This is a genomic window from bacterium endosymbiont of Bathymodiolus sp. 5 South, assembly GCF_900128535.1.
Lineage (GTDB): Bacteria > Pseudomonadota > Gammaproteobacteria > PS1 > Pseudothioglobaceae > Thiodubiliella.
Map to the genome: position 1 here is coordinate 1 of NZ_FQTR01000025.1, position 19,488 is coordinate 19,488.

General features: G+C 37.6%; 24 protein-coding genes and 1 pseudogene. 6 read left to right on the forward strand and 19 right to left on the reverse strand.

The genetic code is table 11. The features are described from left to right. Nucleotides 1-123, forward strand: a pseudogene (locus BBROOKSOX_RS12580) (IS30 family transposase); the annotation flags it as partial. Between the two features lie 192 nt (nt 124-315). Continuing rightward, nucleotides 316-804 (forward strand): YHS domain-containing (seleno)protein, encoded by a 489-nt coding sequence (locus BBROOKSOX_RS04100; RefSeq protein WP_257607759.1) that lies wholly within the window; start codon nt 316-318, stop codon nt 802-804. Here the strand turns inward: BBROOKSOX_RS04100 and BBROOKSOX_RS04105 are convergent. The 11 genes from BBROOKSOX_RS04105 to BBROOKSOX_RS04155 are packed head-to-tail and all read right to left on the reverse strand — an operon-like array spanning nt 797 to nt 8,393. Further along, nucleotides 797-1,357 (reverse strand): VTT domain-containing protein, encoded by a 561-nt coding sequence (locus BBROOKSOX_RS04105; RefSeq protein WP_139659918.1) that lies wholly within the window; start codon nt 1,355-1,357, stop codon nt 797-799. The genes BBROOKSOX_RS04100 and BBROOKSOX_RS04105 overlap by 8 nt on opposite strands. Beyond that, the gene (locus tag BBROOKSOX_RS04110; protein ID WP_139659920.1) at nt 1,344-2,243 is read right to left on the reverse strand and encodes a cyanophycin synthetase; all 900 of its coding nucleotides are present in this window, start codon (nt 2,241-2,243) and stop codon (nt 1,344-1,346) included. The genes BBROOKSOX_RS04105 and BBROOKSOX_RS04110 overlap by 14 nt, the downstream gene beginning before the upstream one ends. Continuing rightward, the gene (locus tag BBROOKSOX_RS04115; RefSeq protein WP_139659921.1) at nt 2,243-3,052 is read right to left on the reverse strand and encodes a hypothetical protein; all 810 of its coding nucleotides are present in this window, start codon (nt 3,050-3,052) and stop codon (nt 2,243-2,245) included. The genes BBROOKSOX_RS04110 and BBROOKSOX_RS04115 overlap by 1 nt, the downstream gene beginning before the upstream one ends. Continuing rightward, nucleotides 3,042-3,530 carry a hypothetical protein gene (locus BBROOKSOX_RS04120; protein ID WP_139659923.1) on the reverse strand — a complete coding sequence of 163 codons (489 nt, stop codon included), beginning with the start codon at nt 3,528-3,530 and terminating at the stop codon, nt 3,042-3,044. The genes BBROOKSOX_RS04115 and BBROOKSOX_RS04120 overlap by 11 nt, the downstream gene beginning before the upstream one ends. Then, complete coding sequence (locus BBROOKSOX_RS04125; protein ID WP_139659925.1) at nt 3,523-4,905, reverse strand: pyridoxal phosphate-dependent decarboxylase family protein; 1,383 nt, start codon at nt 4,903-4,905, stop codon at nt 3,523-3,525. The genes BBROOKSOX_RS04120 and BBROOKSOX_RS04125 overlap by 8 nt, the downstream gene beginning before the upstream one ends. Nucleotides 4,906-4,920: 15 nt before the next feature. After that, nucleotides 4,921-5,421: a hypothetical protein gene (locus BBROOKSOX_RS04130; RefSeq protein WP_139659927.1), complete on the reverse strand. Its 501-nt coding sequence runs from the start codon at nt 5,419-5,421 to the stop codon at nt 4,921-4,923. Nucleotides 5,422-5,451: 30 nt separating this feature from the next. Then, nucleotides 5,452-6,513, reverse strand: a complete 1,062-nt coding sequence (locus BBROOKSOX_RS04135; RefSeq protein WP_139659929.1) for an anthranilate phosphoribosyltransferase — start codon at nt 6,511-6,513, stop codon at nt 5,452-5,454. Next, nucleotides 6,510-6,806, reverse strand: coding sequence for a Rieske (2Fe-2S) protein (locus BBROOKSOX_RS04140; protein WP_139659930.1), 297 nt, complete (start codon nt 6,804-6,806; stop codon nt 6,510-6,512). Before BBROOKSOX_RS04140 ends, BBROOKSOX_RS04135 begins: the two co-directional genes overlap by 4 nt. Continuing rightward, nucleotides 6,806-7,417 (reverse strand): transglycosylase SLT domain-containing protein, encoded by a 612-nt coding sequence (locus BBROOKSOX_RS04145; RefSeq protein WP_139659933.1) that lies wholly within the window; start codon nt 7,415-7,417, stop codon nt 6,806-6,808. Before BBROOKSOX_RS04145 ends, BBROOKSOX_RS04140 begins: the two co-directional genes overlap by 1 nt. Then, a complete protein-coding gene (locus tag BBROOKSOX_RS04150) occupies nt 7,417-7,737 on the reverse strand; it encodes a cold-shock protein (RefSeq protein WP_139659935.1) in 321 nt (106 codons plus the stop codon). Before BBROOKSOX_RS04150 ends, BBROOKSOX_RS04145 begins: the two co-directional genes overlap by 1 nt. A gap of 8 nt (nt 7,738-7,745) precedes the next feature. Next, nucleotides 7,746-8,393: a thiopurine S-methyltransferase gene (locus BBROOKSOX_RS04155; protein WP_139659938.1), complete on the reverse strand. Its 648-nt coding sequence runs from the start codon at nt 8,391-8,393 to the stop codon at nt 7,746-7,748. 34 nt (nt 8,394-8,427) lie between these two features. Here BBROOKSOX_RS04155 and BBROOKSOX_RS04160 point away from each other — a divergent pair, with 34 nt between their 5' ends. From BBROOKSOX_RS04160 to BBROOKSOX_RS04170, 3 genes are read left to right on the forward strand one after another with little or no spacing between them, the layout of a single operon-like run. Continuing rightward, nucleotides 8,428-8,928: a redoxin domain-containing protein gene (locus BBROOKSOX_RS04160; RefSeq protein WP_139659940.1), complete on the forward strand. Its 501-nt coding sequence runs from the start codon at nt 8,428-8,430 to the stop codon at nt 8,926-8,928. Further along, the gene (gene ung / locus BBROOKSOX_RS04165) at nt 8,922-9,572 is read left to right on the forward strand and encodes a uracil-DNA glycosylase (protein WP_139659942.1); all 651 of its coding nucleotides are present in this window, start codon (nt 8,922-8,924) and stop codon (nt 9,570-9,572) included. Before BBROOKSOX_RS04160 ends, ung begins: the two co-directional genes overlap by 7 nt. A 36-nt stretch (nt 9,573-9,608) precedes the next feature. After that, nucleotides 9,609-10,652 carry a 4-phosphoerythronate dehydrogenase gene (locus BBROOKSOX_RS04170; protein ID WP_139659944.1) on the forward strand — a complete coding sequence of 348 codons (1,044 nt, stop codon included), beginning with the start codon at nt 9,609-9,611 and terminating at the stop codon, nt 10,650-10,652. A 50-nt stretch (nt 10,653-10,702) separates the two neighbouring features. Here the strand turns inward: BBROOKSOX_RS04170 and BBROOKSOX_RS04175 are convergent, their stop codons facing one another. The 7 genes from BBROOKSOX_RS04175 to BBROOKSOX_RS04205 form a co-directional block, all read right to left on the reverse strand. Further along, on the reverse strand, nt 10,703-11,581 hold the full coding sequence (locus tag BBROOKSOX_RS04175; RefSeq protein ID WP_139659947.1) for a tetratricopeptide repeat protein: 879 nt from the start codon (nt 11,579-11,581) through the stop codon (nt 10,703-10,705). Between the two features lie 3 nt (nt 11,582-11,584). Continuing rightward, nucleotides 11,585-11,839: a hypothetical protein gene (locus BBROOKSOX_RS04180; protein ID WP_139659949.1), complete on the reverse strand. Its 255-nt coding sequence runs from the start codon at nt 11,837-11,839 to the stop codon at nt 11,585-11,587. Further along, complete coding sequence (locus tag BBROOKSOX_RS04185) at nt 11,840-14,200, reverse strand: nitric oxide reductase activation protein NorD (RefSeq protein WP_139659951.1); 2,361 nt, start codon at nt 14,198-14,200, stop codon at nt 11,840-11,842. 31 nt (nt 14,201-14,231) lie between these two features. Then, nucleotides 14,232-15,047 (reverse strand): CbbQ/NirQ/NorQ/GpvN family protein, encoded by an 816-nt coding sequence (locus BBROOKSOX_RS04190; RefSeq protein WP_010646806.1) that lies wholly within the window; start codon nt 15,045-15,047, stop codon nt 14,232-14,234. 26 nt (nt 15,048-15,073) lie between these two features. Continuing rightward, nucleotides 15,074-15,391, reverse strand: a complete 318-nt coding sequence (locus BBROOKSOX_RS04195) for a hypothetical protein (RefSeq protein ID WP_139659953.1) — start codon at nt 15,389-15,391, stop codon at nt 15,074-15,076. 112 nt (nt 15,392-15,503) lie between these two features. Continuing rightward, nucleotides 15,504-15,851, reverse strand: coding sequence for a ribulose bisphosphate carboxylase small subunit (locus tag BBROOKSOX_RS04200; protein WP_139659955.1), 348 nt, complete (start codon nt 15,849-15,851; stop codon nt 15,504-15,506). An 18-nt stretch (nt 15,852-15,869) separates the two neighbouring features. Further along, nucleotides 15,870-17,288: a form I ribulose bisphosphate carboxylase large subunit gene (locus BBROOKSOX_RS04205; RefSeq protein ID WP_139659956.1), complete on the reverse strand. Its 1,419-nt coding sequence runs from the start codon at nt 17,286-17,288 to the stop codon at nt 15,870-15,872. Between the two features lie 95 nt (nt 17,289-17,383). Between BBROOKSOX_RS04205 and BBROOKSOX_RS04210 the strand changes: the two genes are divergently transcribed. Continuing rightward, complete coding sequence (locus tag BBROOKSOX_RS04210; RefSeq protein WP_139659959.1) at nt 17,384-18,286, forward strand: LysR family transcriptional regulator; 903 nt, start codon at nt 17,384-17,386, stop codon at nt 18,284-18,286. 200 nt (nt 18,287-18,486) lie between these two features. Here the strand turns inward: BBROOKSOX_RS04210 and BBROOKSOX_RS04215 are convergent, their stop codons facing one another. After that, a complete protein-coding gene (locus tag BBROOKSOX_RS04215) occupies nt 18,487-19,299 on the reverse strand; it encodes a hypothetical protein (RefSeq protein ID WP_218973699.1) in 813 nt (270 codons plus the stop codon). Nucleotides 19,300-19,488 lie beyond the last annotated feature (189 nt).

Sequence of the window (19,488 nt, forward strand, 5' to 3'; positions counted from 1 at the left end):
GCAACAGATTTAATGAATAATAGACCTAGGAAATGCTTGGGGTACAAGACCCCATTTGAGGTCTTTGCCAAGATGACTGGCAAGGACTATTTTTTAAATGGAAGTGTTGCACTTATGGATTGAATTCTCCAATTATTAAATTTAAACAGCACCAAAATTCAAACAAAAATACTTAAGGGCACCTCTAAAAATAAATGTAAAATTTAGTGTTTGACATAATATGCCTTATTGGCTTTAATAAAAATTCTCCCTTACCCTTTAAAACCTACTGTGATTGACTATCAGGGAAAATGGATTATTTAATTAGGAGAAAATATGAAAAATATCTTAAAAAATTTACTGTTAATACTATTAAGCTTTGCCTCGTTACAAGTTTTCGCGCTTGATTTTACCTATACCAAGCATGCTTGGTTTGGCGCTGGCTCTGAAGGCAACGAATATGCTATTGAAGGTTATGATACGGTTAATTATTTCACTGAGAATAAGCCTGTTAAAGGTTTGGCAGAATTCTCGCTTGAATATCGAGGAAAAACTTGGCATTTTAAAAATGCAGAAAATCTAGCATCATTTAAGGCTAACCCGCAACAATATGCACCACAATATGGCGGACACTGTGCTTGGCGTATCGCCCAAGATGGTGAAGGTGTATATGGAGATCCTAAAATCTGGACGATTGTTGGCAACAAGCTTTATCTAAACTACAACCGAGTAGCTAACAAGCGATGGGTAAAGGATATTCCTGGCTTTATCAAAAAAGGTAATGACTTTTGGCTAGGTAAAAACCAATTTAAAAACCTTAATTGAGTGCATAGTCTACTGATTCAAACACACCAGTAATGATTGATATGTAAACCATTGATGTAATAGAAGTGCCACCAATAACACCAATAAGTATGTTTTTGAGTTTGACATCTATAACAGATAAAAAATAAATCAATATATTGATTGAAATACCTGGGATAAAACACAAAGCAAAAATAATAGGGATTTCTTTGGTTTTGATTTTATGTTCATAATCCAATATTTTTTGCGGTACTTTAAAATTTAGCTTATGTGCAAAATTATAAATAATCAAACAGTAACCCACAATAGCAATTTGAATAGCAAAAAACACCTGAGTAAAAGAAAAAATATAGATACCTGCCAGCAAAAAGGCAGTACCTGGCAATAATGTCAAGCCCCTAATAATTAAAATTAAAATATAAGCAATATAGGATATTACAAAATATTTTGTAGTTAAAAACGCTTTAAGCATTTCTGGGTCAATGTTATAATCACTAAAATATAGATAAATCAAAGCAATAATATTGAGTGCGACAAAGCCATAAAATAAATATTTTTTACTAATATTTTTCATTATCGGTAATTTCCAGTTGTTTTAATTTATTATAAAAATCATCTAAATCTTTGGGTTTTTCACCATATCTAGGGTTGTCATGCATTTTTAAAAATGGACGCGAATTAAGTTCTAAAAAAATACAGGGTTGTGTCTTGAAATCAACTTCAATTCCTTCTTTACAGATCACATCAACACCCAAAATATTAGCATTAAAAAAATTCAATATTTTAATCAAGTCTTGTTTGTTGTTATCACTTAATTTAACTTTATCGATTACCTCAATACTTGAGCCTAATTTAAGAGAAATCTTATGGTGCAGATAAACTTTTTGCGTATCTGTAAGGATGGTAGAAAAGCGCATCCCTTGTTGTTTTAGATGTTTCTTAATGGCTTTATTTTTGGGTATCAATTGAGTCACAGGCGCAAGCTGCATTTTTTGCCTTAGTGCGTTCTCAATATCAATCAAAGCCCCAATCGTTCTCTGCCCGTCACCCACTATAAAAGGTGGATAACGCCTAAGTACCGACATAACGCCAAATTTTGTCACTACCACACGGTAATTTTTGCCCAGCAGGTACGCTTCTATAATGCTATTTGGCCACCACTTTTTAACACCAATACTTGCTCTTAATAATTGCGCTTTGTTTTCAATGGGAAAATACGCCCCTCGAGAAAAACCACCAACATTAGGCTTAATAACCAGTGGAAAACCATATTGCTCATAAAATTTAAATGCTGAGTATGGGTTAACAAAAGTTCTGCCTTTGGCGTAAGGCAATGCGTTTTCTTCAAAGGCCAATCTAGCCTGTGCTTTTGAGCGACAGGCGCGACGAACTTTAAGCGGATTATAATCACTACAGCCTGATAAGAAAAAATGCGATAAAAACCGATGTAATAATTGCATTATTGTTTAGTTTTTGACTGATAGTGTTTGATAATTTTTCTAAAAAAAACAAAACGATTAAAGTGTTGCTTAGGGGTGGTATCGCTAACTTTAACTAAATGTTTCATATTGTCTTTAATAAATTTATATTTGGTTTTTTTTGAAACGCTATCATCTAGTAAGTGAATAGGAAATGGAGCAAATAAATTAATTTCAATAATATGGAAAAAACCCAACAGTAACTCCGTCTTAGAATTCGCCCTAAGCCCCACTCTGGCAATACGAAAAGACGGTAATTCTTGCAGATATTTTTGCAAAATATCCAACTCTTTTTCACAAAAATCTTGTGTAATATCTTGATAAACTGTCTCTTTATTATGAATGCCATTAACGGGGTAACGCTCATCTGAGCGATTGAGTGATTGGGTAATATTTAGTGTACTTAAGCACTTCTTATTAGTCGCATCACGAATATAGAAAATCTCATATTCTTTTTCTTCATGCGCTGCATACTGCAAAATATAAGGAATCTTTCCATTTTTTGGGTCAAAATTTAAAAAATCTTGTTTATTATTAATTTTAATAATGCCATTAGAATTTTGCCCCCATTCAGGTTTTAAAAATACAGGGAAAGTTTCTGGAAGATTGTTTTTATCAAAATAACCCTGTTTCAGACGCCACTTTTTTGGGATGCGAGCATCCATATCAATCTTGGAATAAAAACCTTTTTTCTTGTTATACCATTCAGCGTTAATTTGAAAATAATACCAAGGAGGAATACCCAAACGAATTGACCAAATAATATAATGAAAAATCAACCTAAATGTCAAATACCTCTCCTTTGGTTGGATTGTCTGAGTAATAATGCAAACTTACAGTTTTTTGCTTTGCATTAATTTGATGAATATAATTGTCCATCTTGCCTTTTAAACCTTTGCTATAGCCATATTCCCCGCCACTTAACTTGCTAGAACCAAGTTCAGTTAATGGGTTTTTATCAAAACTTTTACAACTTAGCTCCCCTTCAAATACATAAACAAAAGCCTGCTCTGGATGACCATGAATACGCGTTGTTGCGCCTTGGTCCCAATGTAGCAAGCCTAACCAATAATCAGCGTTATTGATAATAATATTTCTTGTGTAATTACCTTGATCAAAAGATAGATTTTTTACCTTTACTTCTTTTGCTAAAACTTTAATTTTCTCAATAGCTAAGTCATGATACTCTTTAGCCAGTAATTCACACAATGCTTTAAAGTCAAAATCAGTTGTGTGCGTGTAATCGTAACTCTTAATTTTTTTAAACATTGTCTTGTCGTGCCTTTCCTGTACTAATTAAACGATTTAATAGCGCTGTTAGTTTCACTTGATTGATATTAATATTACTAATCAACAGTCGAAACACCAATTTTTCTTCTATATAAGCAAGCGCAAGTAAGGCTTGTTCATCCTTGAATAATTTATTGCGTAAATTTTGGTTGAAAGCATTTGACTCTTGCGCTTTAAAACGAAAACAGACATTAAACGAAGTGCGTTTTTTCACCATTTCCAACTCACGACTGGCATTAATAAAACCCTCTGCAAATTTTGCTAATTGATAATAATTTTCAACTCTATCAGAAAAACCTTGCTTAGAATAAAATTTCCAGTCTAAAAACCATTTTAAGCTGTCCACACGACGACCACATTGTAGTGAGCCAGCCCCTAAATCAACTGTATTGTCTCGAAAAATATAACTACTATCGCCATCTGCACAAGTACAAGACAATAAATTTTGATGATTTAATAATAAAAAGTTACACATTAAACTACTACCAAGCATTTTGTGAAAATCCATCGTAAAAGAGTCTAATTGCTCAATACCAGTTAGAAATTTAGCTTTTAATATTGGACTCATTACTGCTGCCCCGCCCCAAGCACCATCACCATGTAGCCAAAAATGGTGCTTATTTTTTAGCATGATTAGCTTTTCAATATTGTCATAAGCACCACGCACTGTTGTCCCTAAAGTTGCACAAACAAAAAATGTGATACCGCCATTTTTTTGAACTTTCCAAATAGCTTTATCAAGTGCTGAAGCGTCCATTTCTCCATTTTTAGTGGTTGGCACTTTAATTAAGTTATCGGTGCCGATACCTAAAATATTCATCGCTTTATCTAGCGAATAATGCGCATCATCACTCACAAAAGCAAACAAAGGTTTTTGACTAAATAACCCTTGTTGCTTTGCATTTTTTGATGTTTGATTGCGTGCCACCATCATGGCAATCATATTGGCATTGCTTGAGCCCGTTGTCATCTGCCCTTCACCTTGTTTAAAGCCAACACACTCAAGCATTTGTTCAAGCATGTAGGTTTCCATCAAGGTAGCAACAGGTGCAGATTCAAAGGTACAAGCTGAAGTGTTACTCAATGCAACAACAACTTCCCCCAAAATTGAAGGCGCATTAGCGCCCGACCACATACGATTAGCAAAACCAATATGACTGGTATTAGGGGAGTAATCTAGATATTGCTGCACCCAAACAAACAATTGCACCCAATCCTGAGTTGATTGCTTATTTAAGTCTAACAGTTCAGTTAATTCAGTAGTCGATTGATAATCAATCAATCGATTATTGCTTTTTATATTTGAGTATTGTAGTGTTTTCGCTATTTTTTCAAGCAATTCCTTATCTTGCATTGAATGGAAAACCTTCTAATTGGGTTTTTTGTTCAGCCACATCATCACAATACCCAAAACTAAGATGGACAAAGCTGCATTTGCCAAACCAGCATCTGTGCATGCATTAGGTGCTATAAACACCGCTTGACAAGCTGCTTCGTTCGCAACTTGCCAAGTTGGATGCCAACCAAGTGGAGTAAAAATATGGAAAAATATTGCCCCTGTCATTACCACTGATGCCATTAATCCGCCAATACAGTGTAGTTTTTCCCTATGCTTCCACAATACAATGGGTGATAATAACGCCAAGGCAGTTGCCAACTCAGCTAAACCGATTAAAATCGAACCGTACTCAGTAAACAATTCACCTAATGTGGTGTTGATGGTGTCACTCATCCAAATACCAATAGTGCTAAAGATATGCTGTGGCTCTAATGCAGTGTTGTCGAATTTATAAAACAACGAACCAAGAAATACATTTGATGCCCATAGGGCGATTAGCCAACTGATTGTAATTTTGATTGCGTTACTCATCTTTTCTTTTTTTTATATTATTTTTCTAAATTATAAACGATTCAATGCCCTGCCAGAATTTAAAATCGCTCTTGTCATTTCAGCAGCTCCAACCAACGAGTCAGCCTTTTTGGTATGCCAAAGAATCAAACTAGCCGCTAACACCAAACCATCATAAAACAAGCCCTTATCGCCTGATAAAGCAGATTTTCCTAGCTCAACTGTATAATCTGCCAACGCTTTAATATCGCTATGCACATCCCACTTATCAGGAAATGAAATAGCACGCAAGTTCTGGTCAATGCCTAACGACTTGGGATTGATATCCACCCTATCTTGCTCAATTAGACCTTGGTAAGAAACCATTAAGCCTTTTTGACGAAGTGAGGGAATCACGCCACCTTCAACACCACGCACCAATAAGGCACTATCCATACCACTGGCATCAACCAAATGCGCATAGATTGGTGGGTACGGCTTGTGTACATAACCCAAAATCGAGTGTGTGGTCTTGCCCCTTAACGGTCCAATCAATGTTTCTACGGTATTAATCACACTACGCTTAATCAGTCGCTCTCGTAATGGCACTAAGTCATGCAAGCCACTACAATAACTCGCTTGATCAACATAACTCCAACCAATAGACGAGTCTTCTAATCTGTTTTTTGCTTGTTCGGTTGAACAATCAACATTCAAACCCAATGCTTGATTGATGTGCCTATGCGTCAGTCCAAATTTTGGCGATACGCTATCTAGACCATGGATAATCGTTGGTAAACCCAACTCTGCTAATAGCGGCGGTAAAAATGATGAAATCGGAATTGAGCGATTATAACCACTGTATGGATCACCCAAATCCACCAAATCCTCGACATTAATTTGTTGTTTATCACTCTGAGCAAGAATAGCAGCCAAAATACCCTCATTTTCCTCCATGCTCTCACGCTTCATACGCAAAGCAATTAAAAAAATGGCAGAGCGTACATCATCAATCTCACCACGCAAAATGGCTTGCATGCCATCTCTAGCTTCTTCAAAGGCAATATCTTTACTTAAATCTGGGCCGGTTGCCACGCGCTGAATAATGGATTTCATTAAATCTTGTGAATTCATAGTTCTATATATATTTCGTTATTCTCTTGTTTAACTGCATAAGTCTGCATAGCCTCTACATCCTCTTCTGAGCTGTTACCTGTGGCTAAATCAAAGCTATAACCATGGAGTGAACACTTGACTCGATTGCCTTTTAAGCAACCTAAAGTCAGCTCGATATCTTCATGTGGACAACGATTTTCTGCTGCATATAAAGCACCGTTATTCATGGTTACAAATACCTTAACACTCTTAAGTGTCGCTGCAACCATCGTACCTTCTTTCGGTATAGAGTCTAATACTTTTACCCACATTAAAAGAAACTCCAAACACTATTTTTGTCCAATCTTGAAGTACATTGATTGAGTTGCTGTTGGTAGCGCTTGGCATTAGCGGCAACTTTTCTTGCTACTTTTTTAAGCCAAGGTTTGGCATGATGAGTTTTACGATTGAATCCACCATGACCCTCATGGTAAGCCAGATACTGGTTATAAGCATCGTTTTTGTTAATATTTGAGCGTTTTTTGGATTTACTGATATACCAACCAACAAAATCAACCGCATCTTCAAAATTTTCACGACTTGCATTTGTATTGCCTGTCTTGAGTTTATACAACGCCCATGTTGCATCTGTTGCTTGAGCAAAGCCATGAGCAGTGGTCGGTCTAAACCAAGGTATCACACTAAATAATTTTGTTCTTGGGGGTTTTGCATCCGATTTAAAATGCGACTCTTGATAAATAATTGCCAATTGCACATGCATGGGTACGCCATATTTTTTCGTTGATGCTTTTGTTGCCTGATACCAGCGAACCTCTTCATCCATCAAAGTACAGATATTACTAACTGTTATTGCATCAGATGAAAATAAAGAAAAACAACCACTTAAAAATAAAGACAACAATAATAGTGTCAGTTTTTTCATTAACCTGCAAAACCAATAAATTCTTTAAAAAGAATAACAGCCTGAGTAATAAACAAAAATGCAAATAAGGTAATAATTGCTCTATCACTTAGACCTTTGCTTGATGTGGCTTTTGCTTTACTATCCAACTCGATATTATTAGCAACCAAGCCCTTATCTGAAGTTTCTGCGTGGAATACCACACGGGCATTGACTTTTAAACGAGAATTATTAACAATATTTTTCTGATGTGCAAAATACTGCTCACCATCATCACCTAAAATAAAACCATAACCTTTGCTACCAAACTGGGTAACCTTACCTTTTACTTTTTTTGCCATTTTTACTCTTATATTTTTTGCAAACTATAGACTGCTTTTTCAACAAAATCAGCCCCTACTTGTTGATACTTGGGTTCATTTTGAATATCATCAAAGCATTCTAACTGCTCATACTCAAAGCCCTTAAAAAGCTGTGCCACCTCAGCCTCACTCACTGCATAAGGCGGACCACTTATTTTTGATTGTGGGTAATTTCGTGTTAACAACAACATTTGACAATCACTGGGTATGATGGCGTGTAAATGTTGTGCATATCTTGCCCTTAAATCTGCAGGTAATGCAATCAGTGAACCCCTGTCATAAACCGCCCTAACTGTGTTTAAATGCTTGGCTTCAAGGTCAAAATAATCACCACAGAAAATACGGATATCTTGTGCATCATAAATACTGAATTTATCCACTTTTTGCATGGAATATCCAATATTATTCTCAGTAAAGAAAGCCTCAACAGCCAGTGAACTTAACTCAATACCGATCACCTTGTACTGCTGTTCTAAGAAATACCTCATATCTTGGCTTTTGCCACATAACGGCACAAAGACTGTGTCGCCTTTTTGCAGTGCTAAACACGCACCAAATTCTAACAACTTAGTGTTTGTTGTCTCCATGTGCCAAAATGTGGCATCATCCTTCCAATGCTGTAACCAATCTGTCATTATCACTCCTTAAAGAACCTTTATAATACGCAATATGGATATTAAAAAACCTACTCGTAAAACCATCATGCAATTTCTGATGGTTATTTTAGCCGTTTTTGTTATCCGTGTGTGGCAACAACAAGATTTAATTACTGGCGTAGCGCCCAGTTTTACCTCTAAAACTTTAAGTGGCGAGATTGTTAACAGCAAGCCCTTACCTAATCAAGCTGTATTGATACATTTTTGGGCAACTTGGTGTGGTATTTGTCGTTTAGAAAATGATAATATCCAAACAATCAGCAAAGACTATCGGGTGCTAAATATCGCCATGCAATCGGGTGCGGATACCGAATTAAAAAAATACGCCAAAGAACACAATATGCGCCTTGATAATATGATTAACGACAACTCAGGAACCCTCGCAAAACTCTTTGGTGTGCGCGCCACACCCAGTAGTTTTTTTATTAATCCTAAAGGTAGAATTCAATTTAGCGAAGTGGGTTATGTTACCACGCTGGGTTATCGATTACGACTATGGTGGGCTGAATTTTGAATTGGCATCCACAAGTAAATGGTTTATTACAAAATCAATCTGGACAAAATCTAAAAGCATTTTTACGGCAAGAAAAACAAGCTAGAAAAGTAATTTTTCCAAATTCTAGTAACTGGTTTAAGGCTTTTGAACTAACGCCATTCAATGCTGTTAAGGTAGTAATCTTAGGGCAGGACCCCTACCATAACGATGGACAAGCACATGGTTTGAGTTTTTCTGTGCCTAATGGGGTAACCATTCCGCCTTCTCTAAGAAATATTTATACAGAATTACAATCTGACCTTGGGCTGACACCAAATAATAGTGGCAATCTTGAGCATTGGGCAAAACAAGGTGTGTTACTGCTTAATAGCGTTTTGACGGTTGAGAAAAATTCACCTGGCTCACATGCTCAATCAGGCTGGGTGGACTTTACTGATGGGGTGATTGATATTATTAACACAGAAAAACAAAATCTGGTATTTCTATTGTGGGGTGCTTATGCTTATAAAAAAGCAGCACTCATTGACAACAACAAACACTTGGTTTTAACGGCAACCCACCCTTCTCCGTTCTCAGCACACAGGGGATTTTTTGGTTGCAAACACTTTTCTAAAGCCAACAAGTACCTTAAAATGCATCAATTAAAACAAATTAATTGGTAAATATTCCAATCTAGCTCAATTAAGGATAACAAGATTTTGAAATTAGTGATTGATGATGCATGCTATGCATATCACAAAATATTCTCTGAATTTGGCGAAATTGTCGCTATGGCTGGGCGTGATATTGATGCTAACTCAGTGCAAGATGCCGATGTGCTTATCGTGCGCTCACGCACCAAAGTCAACCAAGCATTATTGCAAGACTCTCAAGTTAAGTTTGTTGGCTCAACAGTGGCTGGGCTAGAGCATGTTGACCAAGATTATTTAACAGCAAATAATATTACTTTTTTCTCAGCACAGGGTTGTAATTCAATGGCAGTGGCAGAATTCATCATTAGTGCAATTGTTAATTTAGCAGATGAGTTTGGTTTTGACTATACCCAAAAAACCCTGGGTATTATCGGTGTGGGTAATGTTGGCTCGCGTCTTGCCGCTAAGGCTGAGTTGATGGGTATCAAAACTTTGCTTAATGACCCGCCACGACAAGATACTGAAAACTTACCCGAATTTGTTGATTTAAGCACAGCGCTTAGCGCTGATATTGTTACTTTTCATACGCCACTTAGCTTTGATGGTAGATATCCGTCATATCAATTATTAAATGCAAAGAATTTTCATCATATTAGCAATCAAACCATTGTCATTAATGCAGCGCGTGGTGGCGTGATTGTTGAAGATATTTGGCAAAAGACACCAACCAAAGCCAATGTTATTGACTGTTGGGAAAACGAACCTAACATCAATCAAAGCTTGCAAAAAAATGCCTACCTAGCAACGCCGCACATCGCTGGACATTCCGTTGATGCTAAATTTATGGGCAGTTTTATGGTGTATGAAGCACTGTGTGAATTTACAAACACGACACAAGATAAAGATATTGTAAAGCTCATTAACCCTGAAAAATTGTCTGTTAATCAAAACACTCTAAAAGACACGCTGAACAGTATTTACGATTTTAAGCAAGATACAGTAGCAATTGCGAATATTAAGAATTTTGAAAATTATCGCCGCAACTATCCTATTCGCTATGAATGGCATCATTTTAATCCTTCTTTTCCTTTGCCTTTGCCTTTGCTTTAGAGCGAAAACGAACTATCAACCCATTCAACACTAAAGTAAAATTTAACCGTTTATTGAGAGATAAGATTAGCCAAGCGCTGTCGATATAGCTTCGCTTGTTCTGGATTCGTGCCCTCCAACATATTACAAACCATACCAATCATTTCTTTGGCAGCGCCCTCTTTGAATTCAGCATCATTTTCTTGAATGAAAAACAAGGCTTCTATGCCACGCTCAATATCATGCTCAGAAAATAAACAAACTGCCAAATCAAAATATGCCTGATAGTCATTAGGGGACTTTAATATATATGCTTGTAGCTGAGCTATGCCAACTGTATTTTGCGCTAAACGCTTGAAATTAAGTTGACTGGCAATTGAGATGCCAATGTCTAATTTCTGTGCAACTTCTGGCAACCTATCAAACAAACTTTGCGCTTGCTCTATCTCGCCAATATCCAAGAAAATTTGTGCCATGTCCAAAGCCACCCGTACATTACTTGGATCAGATGAAATCGCTTGAGTCAATAGTATAATTGCTGCTTGGGTATCGCCAGCTATGTGCTTTTCTCTTGCTTGCTCGCGCCTATGATCAGATTCACGGAAAACACCGTAATGCTTTAATAAAATGCGTAACTCTTGTGCTTGTAATTCACCCTCTTCGCGTTGTACTTCTTTGCCATCTTTAAACACTACAAGTGTTGGTACATTAGTAATAGAGAATTGTTGTTTAAGTTCCTCTTGCTCATCAATGTCAATTTTGGCAAAAATAAACTGACCAGAAAACTCGCTCGCCAAATCTGAAATTGCATATTCAGTTTTAATACATGGCTCAGACCAAATACCCATAAATTCTATCAATACAGGTAAATGTGATGAGTTATGCATCACCAAATCTTCAAAGTTATTTTGACTGACTTCAAATATTAACGGTTTTTTCTTATGACTCATAATTTAACGAGGTTGAAATAAAATGGATTTAATAGATTGATAATTAGTGGCAATGTTGCGCAAATTTTCTTCACCTATTTCAGCCTCTACTCTATTTTGCTCAAGGTCTTTGACTTGGTTGGCATACATTTTTTTTAAAGTATCTAGTGTTGCATTAACCTCATAAACAGTTGGATTCTCCTCGTTTTTCCAATCTTGCGGTAGTGTATGTGGATACTTGGGTTTAAACGCTAGAATATCTTTATCAGTTTCAAACATTTATGCGGTTAGGCTTGCAAACAATAACGGCAATTGCTCAGGTAATTTCTCAACATTATCAACGATGGTGTAGTTATTTTCGCCAAAGATACGCTTCACATAGGCATCTGCTTGAGGATCAAGCGTTAAACAATAAGTTAGAACGCCTGTAGAATATAATTCTTCCACGGCTTTTTTGGTGTCAAAACGCAGATGTTGTGGATCACTCTCGTCGATATCAGCCGGCTCACCATCAGTGACTAATAAAATCAATTTTCGTTTTTCTTGTTGCTTATGCAAGTGTGTACCGGCGTGTCTAAGCGCTGCGCCCATACGGGTAGATAAACCACCTTTCATACCTGCTAAACGAGATTTAGCTTCATCGTCAAAGTGTTGGTTAAAGTCTTTGAGGCGAAAGTATTGTACATCATGACGACCATCAGAGGCAAAGCCATGTAGTGCAAATGGGTCGCCAATACCTTCAATCGCAGTCGATACTAAAGTTGCCGCTTCGCGGGTCAATTGTAGGACTGTTTTATCTGAGCCTTCCATCACTTCATTAGTAGATTCTGACAAGTCTAGTAATACCACTACTGATAAATCACGAGTATTTAACACATTACGCATAGTGATTCTTGGATTAGGTTGCTCACCCATACGAATGGCAATCATAGCGTCAATAGCAGCGTTAATATCCACCTCATCGCCATCTTCCATACCGCGTTTTCGTTGAACACCAGCAGGGGTTAATAAATCAATAATTTGACGAATGCGGTGTGCAATTGGCTTGTATTCAGTCAAAATATCTTCAATATCTTCAGGGTTACCTTTTGGTGGCCTATGTTCATAAATGGTTGCCCAATCAGGGCGATGTAGCTGGATTTGATAATCCCATTCTTGATAATGAAAGGGGTCAGAAATTGGCTCTTTACCCATAGTTTCATTGAATGATTTAGCATTATCGGTTAAATCGTCTTCATACACGCGCATGGTGTCTTTACAAGTCCAAATCACCTGTGCATCATCACCTGCCAATTCACAATCAACTTCGTGCGCCATCATTAATGGACTAACTTCGTAACGCACTTGCTGCTGACTCGCCGCCACATACTCCACACCCATATCCCAATTGATATCTTCATAATGCCATATAATGCGATTATCATCACGATAATCAACACGATAACGCTCTAAAATCCTAAGACTGGGTACTTCTTTTCGGCCTTCAAAAATATTATAAAGCTCAACACCCATTAGCCATGCAAAATGATTATCGTCTTGGTTGGCTTCAATTTTTTCATGAAATTTAGCCGAAAATTTATTGAGTTGCTCGTCATTGCCGCTCGCATCTTCATCTAATAATTGCAATGCGAATCCTTCGAGAATGCTCATGGTTTTATGCTCGGCAGGCTCTTTATGTTCAAGCATCATCAATGAGCGCCACAGTTTCTTCAACCCAGGAAATTCATTAATAGCTTTATATTCAACACGCGCATCTTCTAAAAGACCAATAAAAAACATCTGTGCAGGACTGAGCTGCTCAGCAGACATTGCTTGACTGGTGTACATCATATGCGCAGCCATATGTGCCACGGTAGCACGATAAATTTCCAAACCTTTAATGCCCTGCTCATCGCTTAATTTAATATCATCAAGTGCATCTGGCACATAGAGAATTTTGTTTTCTATGTAGGGTCTAAAATCTGTATATTCTGCGCCTGTAGGGCGAATAAAGAAATCACGCCCCCATAAGGCACGCAAATAAAAATTTAGCTTACGCTGTACTCTAATAAACAAAACGCCGCGGCGCTCTTTCTCTAACATAGCACGAGAGTCAGCTGACTCAAGTGAGAAATAAGAAGTAAGATTGTTATAATCTCTACGATAAGCCTTAGCACCAAAATTAGCCCAACGACGCAATCCACTCAAGGTTAATTTTGACAATAATCCGTCAATATGCATCAACATCGGACGCAAACCACGAGCCGCTGTTGATGCCAATTGATGAATTAAGGTTAAATAACCACGCACTAATTGTGCATCACCAAGATGGCGAGCAACATTCGGCAAGGTAGACAACAACAAGATAATAACTTCACCAGAAGTCATTGATGAGGCTTTCATCGCTGCGCTAACACAATCAGGAATAATATCCTCACCACACTCTTTAGCCATCTGTGGCATCACTTCAAGATAAGTCATCACCAAGTCATTGCCGCGACCTAAACCACACAGTGCCTTAGCACCATCTAAATAGTCCCTCAGCCCAGCAGGAGAAATAACACGCGCAGCATCCTGGAAAGTTGCCTCTAAAACCTCCTTAACTTCAGGCGCGATTTCTACTAAAAAATCAGCGTAATCTTCTAAGAGTATTTTTGACATAATCTGTACCGAACTGGCAAGATAGCACTAATTAACCTAGGAAAGTCTGGACTGCTGCATGAAGTGTATCACGCATATCAGGATCATCGGTGAGTGGCGTAATCATGGTCATAGAACACGCCGCTTCAGCATCAACACCTTTGGCAATTAACTGACCAGCGTAGACCAATAAACGGGTGGAAATACCCTCGTCTAAGCCATGTCCCTTAAGGTTTCTAGCACGGTGTGCAATTTGTACTAATTTCTCAGCCATGATCCCGTCAACGCCTGATTCTTTGGTAACAATAGCCACTTCTAAGGCGGTTTCTGGGTAATCAAAATCCAAGCCACCAAAACGCTGCTTGGTAGACTGCTTAAGGTCTTTCATTAATGACTGGTAACCAGGATTATAAGAAATAACCAATTGGAAATCAGGGTGTGCCTTAACCAATTCGCCTTTCTTATCAAGCGGTAATTCACGACGATGATCGGTTAATGGATGAATAACAACCGTGGTATCTTGGCGCGCCTCAACAATCTCATCTAAATAACAAATCGCACCAATGCGCGCGGCTGTTGTTAACGGCCCATCTTGCCATTTTGTACCGTCTTTATCCAATAGGAAACGACCCACTAAATCAGAAGCGGTCATGTCTTCATTACAAGCAACACTAATTAAAGGTCTGCCTAATTTCCAAGCCATATATTCAACAAAACGAGATTTTCCGCAACCTGTTGGGCCTTTGATCATCATCGGCATACGCACATCGTAAGCTGATTGATACAGTTCTACTTCATTATTAACAGCTTCATAATACGGCTCATCTTTAATCATGTATTGTTTTGAATCTACTTTTATATCAGACATAATACTTCTCCACTATTTATTAACTTTTATTCATCTTCATCATCAGTTTCATGTTCACCCGACCAACCTGCTTTTTTAGCGTCTTGGATGGCAACATCATGAATACGCTGATGGCGTTCGCGCAATTCTGGTGGTAAATAACTCACCATACAACCATACTTGTCCCATTCAGTATTAACCTTTTGTAACAAGGCATCAATACCGGCTAAATTCCAACCTTCACAAGTTTCACTCTCATCAAGCAATCCAAATACCCAGCCGTCTCTAATAACCTTACCAATACTGGTCATACCACCATTGATTTCATTATTGATGCCTACATATATTTTAGGTTTATTTGCCATAATTTTACTATCTTTAAAAGGTTTTTTGTCTTTAAAAGTCTGAAAACAAACTTTTAAAGACAAAAAACCCCAACACCAAGGTCAGGGTTTTTTTGTTGGTACTCAGTGAGTATTAAACCGTTTGACCACGGTAAATAACCATTGAAGTACCTGCACATTGTGCAAAGTTGTCCAAACCTAACAGACGAACATGATTGTCCGGATGCGCAGCGTGACAATTTTCAATTTCTTGAAGGATTGCATCAACATCTGTTTCACCAAACATTGGCAGTTTCCACATGTACCAATATGAACCAGCAGCGTGCTGTGGCTCAGTATGTTCTACACTTGGGTTCCAACCTTTGTCAACAATATATTGAATCTGCACACGCATTTGCTCTGCAGTTAATGTAGGTAGGTATGAGAAAGTCTCAAATTTACGACTTTCAGCATTACCTAAACTTGATTGATAATCTTGCATATTATTTCTCCTATTTGTTTACTTGTGAGCTGCGTCAATCTTGTCAACCGTATCGAATTCAAACTTGATTTCTTTCCAAGTTTCCATTGCGATTGCCAATTCAGGACTGTGCTTAGCTGCTGAAGTTAAAATATCTTTACCTTCTTTTTCTAATTCACGACCAGAGTTACGCGCTTCAACACAAGCCTCAACCGCAACACGGTTAGCTGCTGCGCCTGCTGCGTTACCCCATGGGTGACCTAGCGTACCACCACCAAACTGCAGACAGGAATCGTCACCAAAGATGTTAACCAGTGCTGGCATGTGCCATACATGAATACCACCAGAAGCAACAGGGATTACACCTGGCATAGAGCCCCAGTCTTGATCAAAGAAGATACCACGAGAGCGGTCTTCTTTAATGAATGAATCACGCATAATATCAATCCAACCTAATGTTGCCTCACGATCGCCTTCAAGCTTACCTACAACAGTACCTGAGTGAAGATGATCACCACCAGACAAACGCAAAATCTTGGTTAAGACACGGAAGTGGATACCGTGGTGCGGGTTACGATCTAATACAGCGTGCATTGCACGGTGAATGTGTAACAACATACCGTTGTCTTGACACCATTGTGCTAATTGTGTATTGGCACTCCAGCCACCGGTAATATAGTCATGCATAATAATCGGAGAACCGATTTCTTTAGCATACTCAGCACGCTTCATCATTTCATCAGCAGTCGGCGCCGTAACATTTAGGTAGTGACCTTTACGCTCACCTGTTTCAGCTTCGGCTTTAACAATAGCTTCTTGCACAAAATCAAAACGAGCTCTCCAACGCATAAATGGCTGTGAGTTAATATTCTCATCATCTTTGGTGAAATCTAAACCACCACGAAGACCTTCATAACAAGCACGACCGTAGTTCTTAGCAGATAAACCTAATTTAGGTTTAATAGTACAACCCAATAAAGGACGACCATATTTATTCAAAATATCACGCTCCATCTGGATACCTTGTGGCGGACCATTACAAGTCATCACATAGGCGATTGGGAATCTGATGTCTTCTAGTCTAAGTGCGCGTAATGCTTTAAAACCAAATACATTACCAACCAAAGAAGTCATTACATTGACCACTGAACCTTCTTCAAATAAGTCAATCGGGTATGCAACGAACGCATAGAAACATGTATCGTCACCAGGTACATCTTCAATCGCATAGGCGCGACCTTTGTAGTGATCAAGATCTGTCAACAAATCTGTCCATACTGTTGTCCAAGTACCTGTAGAAGATTCAGCGGCAACGGCTGCTGCAATTTCTTCTCTAGGAACGCCTTCTTGTGGTGTTACTTTAAAACACGCCAGGATATCCGTTTCTAACGGGGTATAATCCGGCATCCAATAAGTATCGCGGTAATCTTTTACACCCGCATCATAAACTTTAGCCATTTCTATGGTCTCCTTTCATTAAAAGAACGCTTATCATACAAGAATAAATAAATAATGTAAAATAATATTTATTTATTAAATAATAAGTTTTATTTATGATTAATTACACCCTTAAGCAACTCTATAGCTTTGAAGCGGTTGTACGCTTAAAAAGTTTCACCAAAGCAAGCAAGGAGCTTTACATTACCCAGCCTGCGGTGTATATGCAGATACAGCAGTTGACACAAAATATCGGTGCAGAATTGCTCAGCACTAAAGGCAAAAAAGTCTCTCCCACGCATATTGGCAAGAAATTCTATCAAACTTGTTTGACAGTGATTGCCAAGTTGGAACAATCAAAGGCAGATATCGAACAAACCTTAAATCCTGACTCTGGACATTTAGAGATTTCAGTTGCCACCACCACCAACTCTTTTGTCTCACGCGTGTTGGCACAATTTAAACAAAAATACCCTGACATGACCTTTCATTTAGAAGTAACCAACCGTAAACTTTTACTAGAAAAATTAACCAATCACAGTTCTGATTTGGTGATTATGGGTGAACCCCCTGCAGATATGTCGTTGATTACACAACCCTTTATGGAAAATCCACTCATTGCCATTGCCCATCCTGATCACCCGCTACTGAAAAATAAGAAAAATTCTATTAAGGCACTCAGCAAAGAAACCTTGATTACGCGTGAACAAGGCTCTGGAACGCGTATTACCATTGAGCGTGTTTTAGGCATGAAGTTTAATTCTGAAATTGAGATTAATTCAAATGAAGCCATTATTGAAGCAGTTCAAGCAGGGCTTGGTATTGGCTTTGTGTCTAAACATACGGTTAAACTAGAGCTTGAAAACAGCATTATTAAACAACTAAATATTGATAAATTTCCAATTACGCGTCATTGGCATACTGTGCATAGCAACAAAACAGAACTTTCACCTATTGCACAACGCTTTAAAGATTTTATTATTGAGAGCAGCCAATTAAAAAACAAGAAATATAATTAATGTTTACACCCCTTATCTTTATATCTAACGCTTGAAATCACCTGACTCGTAAGCGGTCGGCTGGAATAGTTTGCCAGGTGTTTTCATTGTCATAAGTATTGCTTTACTAAAAATTATAAATTAAAGCAGCTTACCCGCTTATCCTTCCTAATTAATGCTTGTGAAGCTCCCTTGTTCTGAGCAATTTGTTATGTTGCTTTTTATTTACCTATTTCTAAGCTAATCAATGTACTTAGTTCTTTACAATCATCTACGAGCTTAATAATGCTTTCTTTCGTGATATTAACTCTTTTCCCTTCTTTATCAGAACCAGCTCGATGAACACAATGATGTCTTACTTTAATGGCTGTATCTAACCAATCTGTATTTTTAAAATCAATATCAAGCACTTGCTTATACATTTGTTTGGTTTTTTTCAACCTATGAAAAATTAGATTGTTTAGATATTTTTTGGCAACAATCATTTGTCTATCTTTGTGCTTTTTATCTTTTAATTTTTTACCAAGTTTTGAATCAGTTTCAATTAATTTCTTCATAAGCTCATCTGAATTTGTAATTTCATGAATAAATGTTCCAGACAGGAACTCCTCCATAGCTGCAATTACATGCGCATGTAACATAACAAAGAGATCAATTTTTGTTGGTTCATCAGCGACGATTTTTGTTAAACTAATAATGCTATTTAAGTGATTTTCAAGAACAGATAACTGTTCAGGTGATTCGATATACCATGCAATTTCAGATTCATAATAATCAGATTCAAATTCCCAAGGTTGAAGGTAAACATATCTTCCCTCTATATCAATCCCTTGTATTTTTTTCAATATCTCTAGGTTAGAGTCATCTCGAAAAGTATATATATAATCATAAATTAATCCATCGCTACTTTCATTTGTATCAACATCCCATTCTAACTGACAAAGTTCGTCATATGAAATGCCGAGAATAGAGGCTAATTCTTTATCTGATTGTTCTTCTAGCATTTCTTCATATTTCCGTTTACTCACACTCATACTAAATATTTCTCCTTTCTCGACTAAAGCCACCGATTTATTTTAAAAACATAACTTTTAATAGAGACCTTTGCACAAATAGGGGTGATTAGCAAAATCCAATTTTTGCCCACTTGGTGATTTCTTTAAACCTTGTCCTAGCAGGGCTAAGGCTGGGTTTAAAAAATCGCCAAGTGGGTGAAAAGTGGG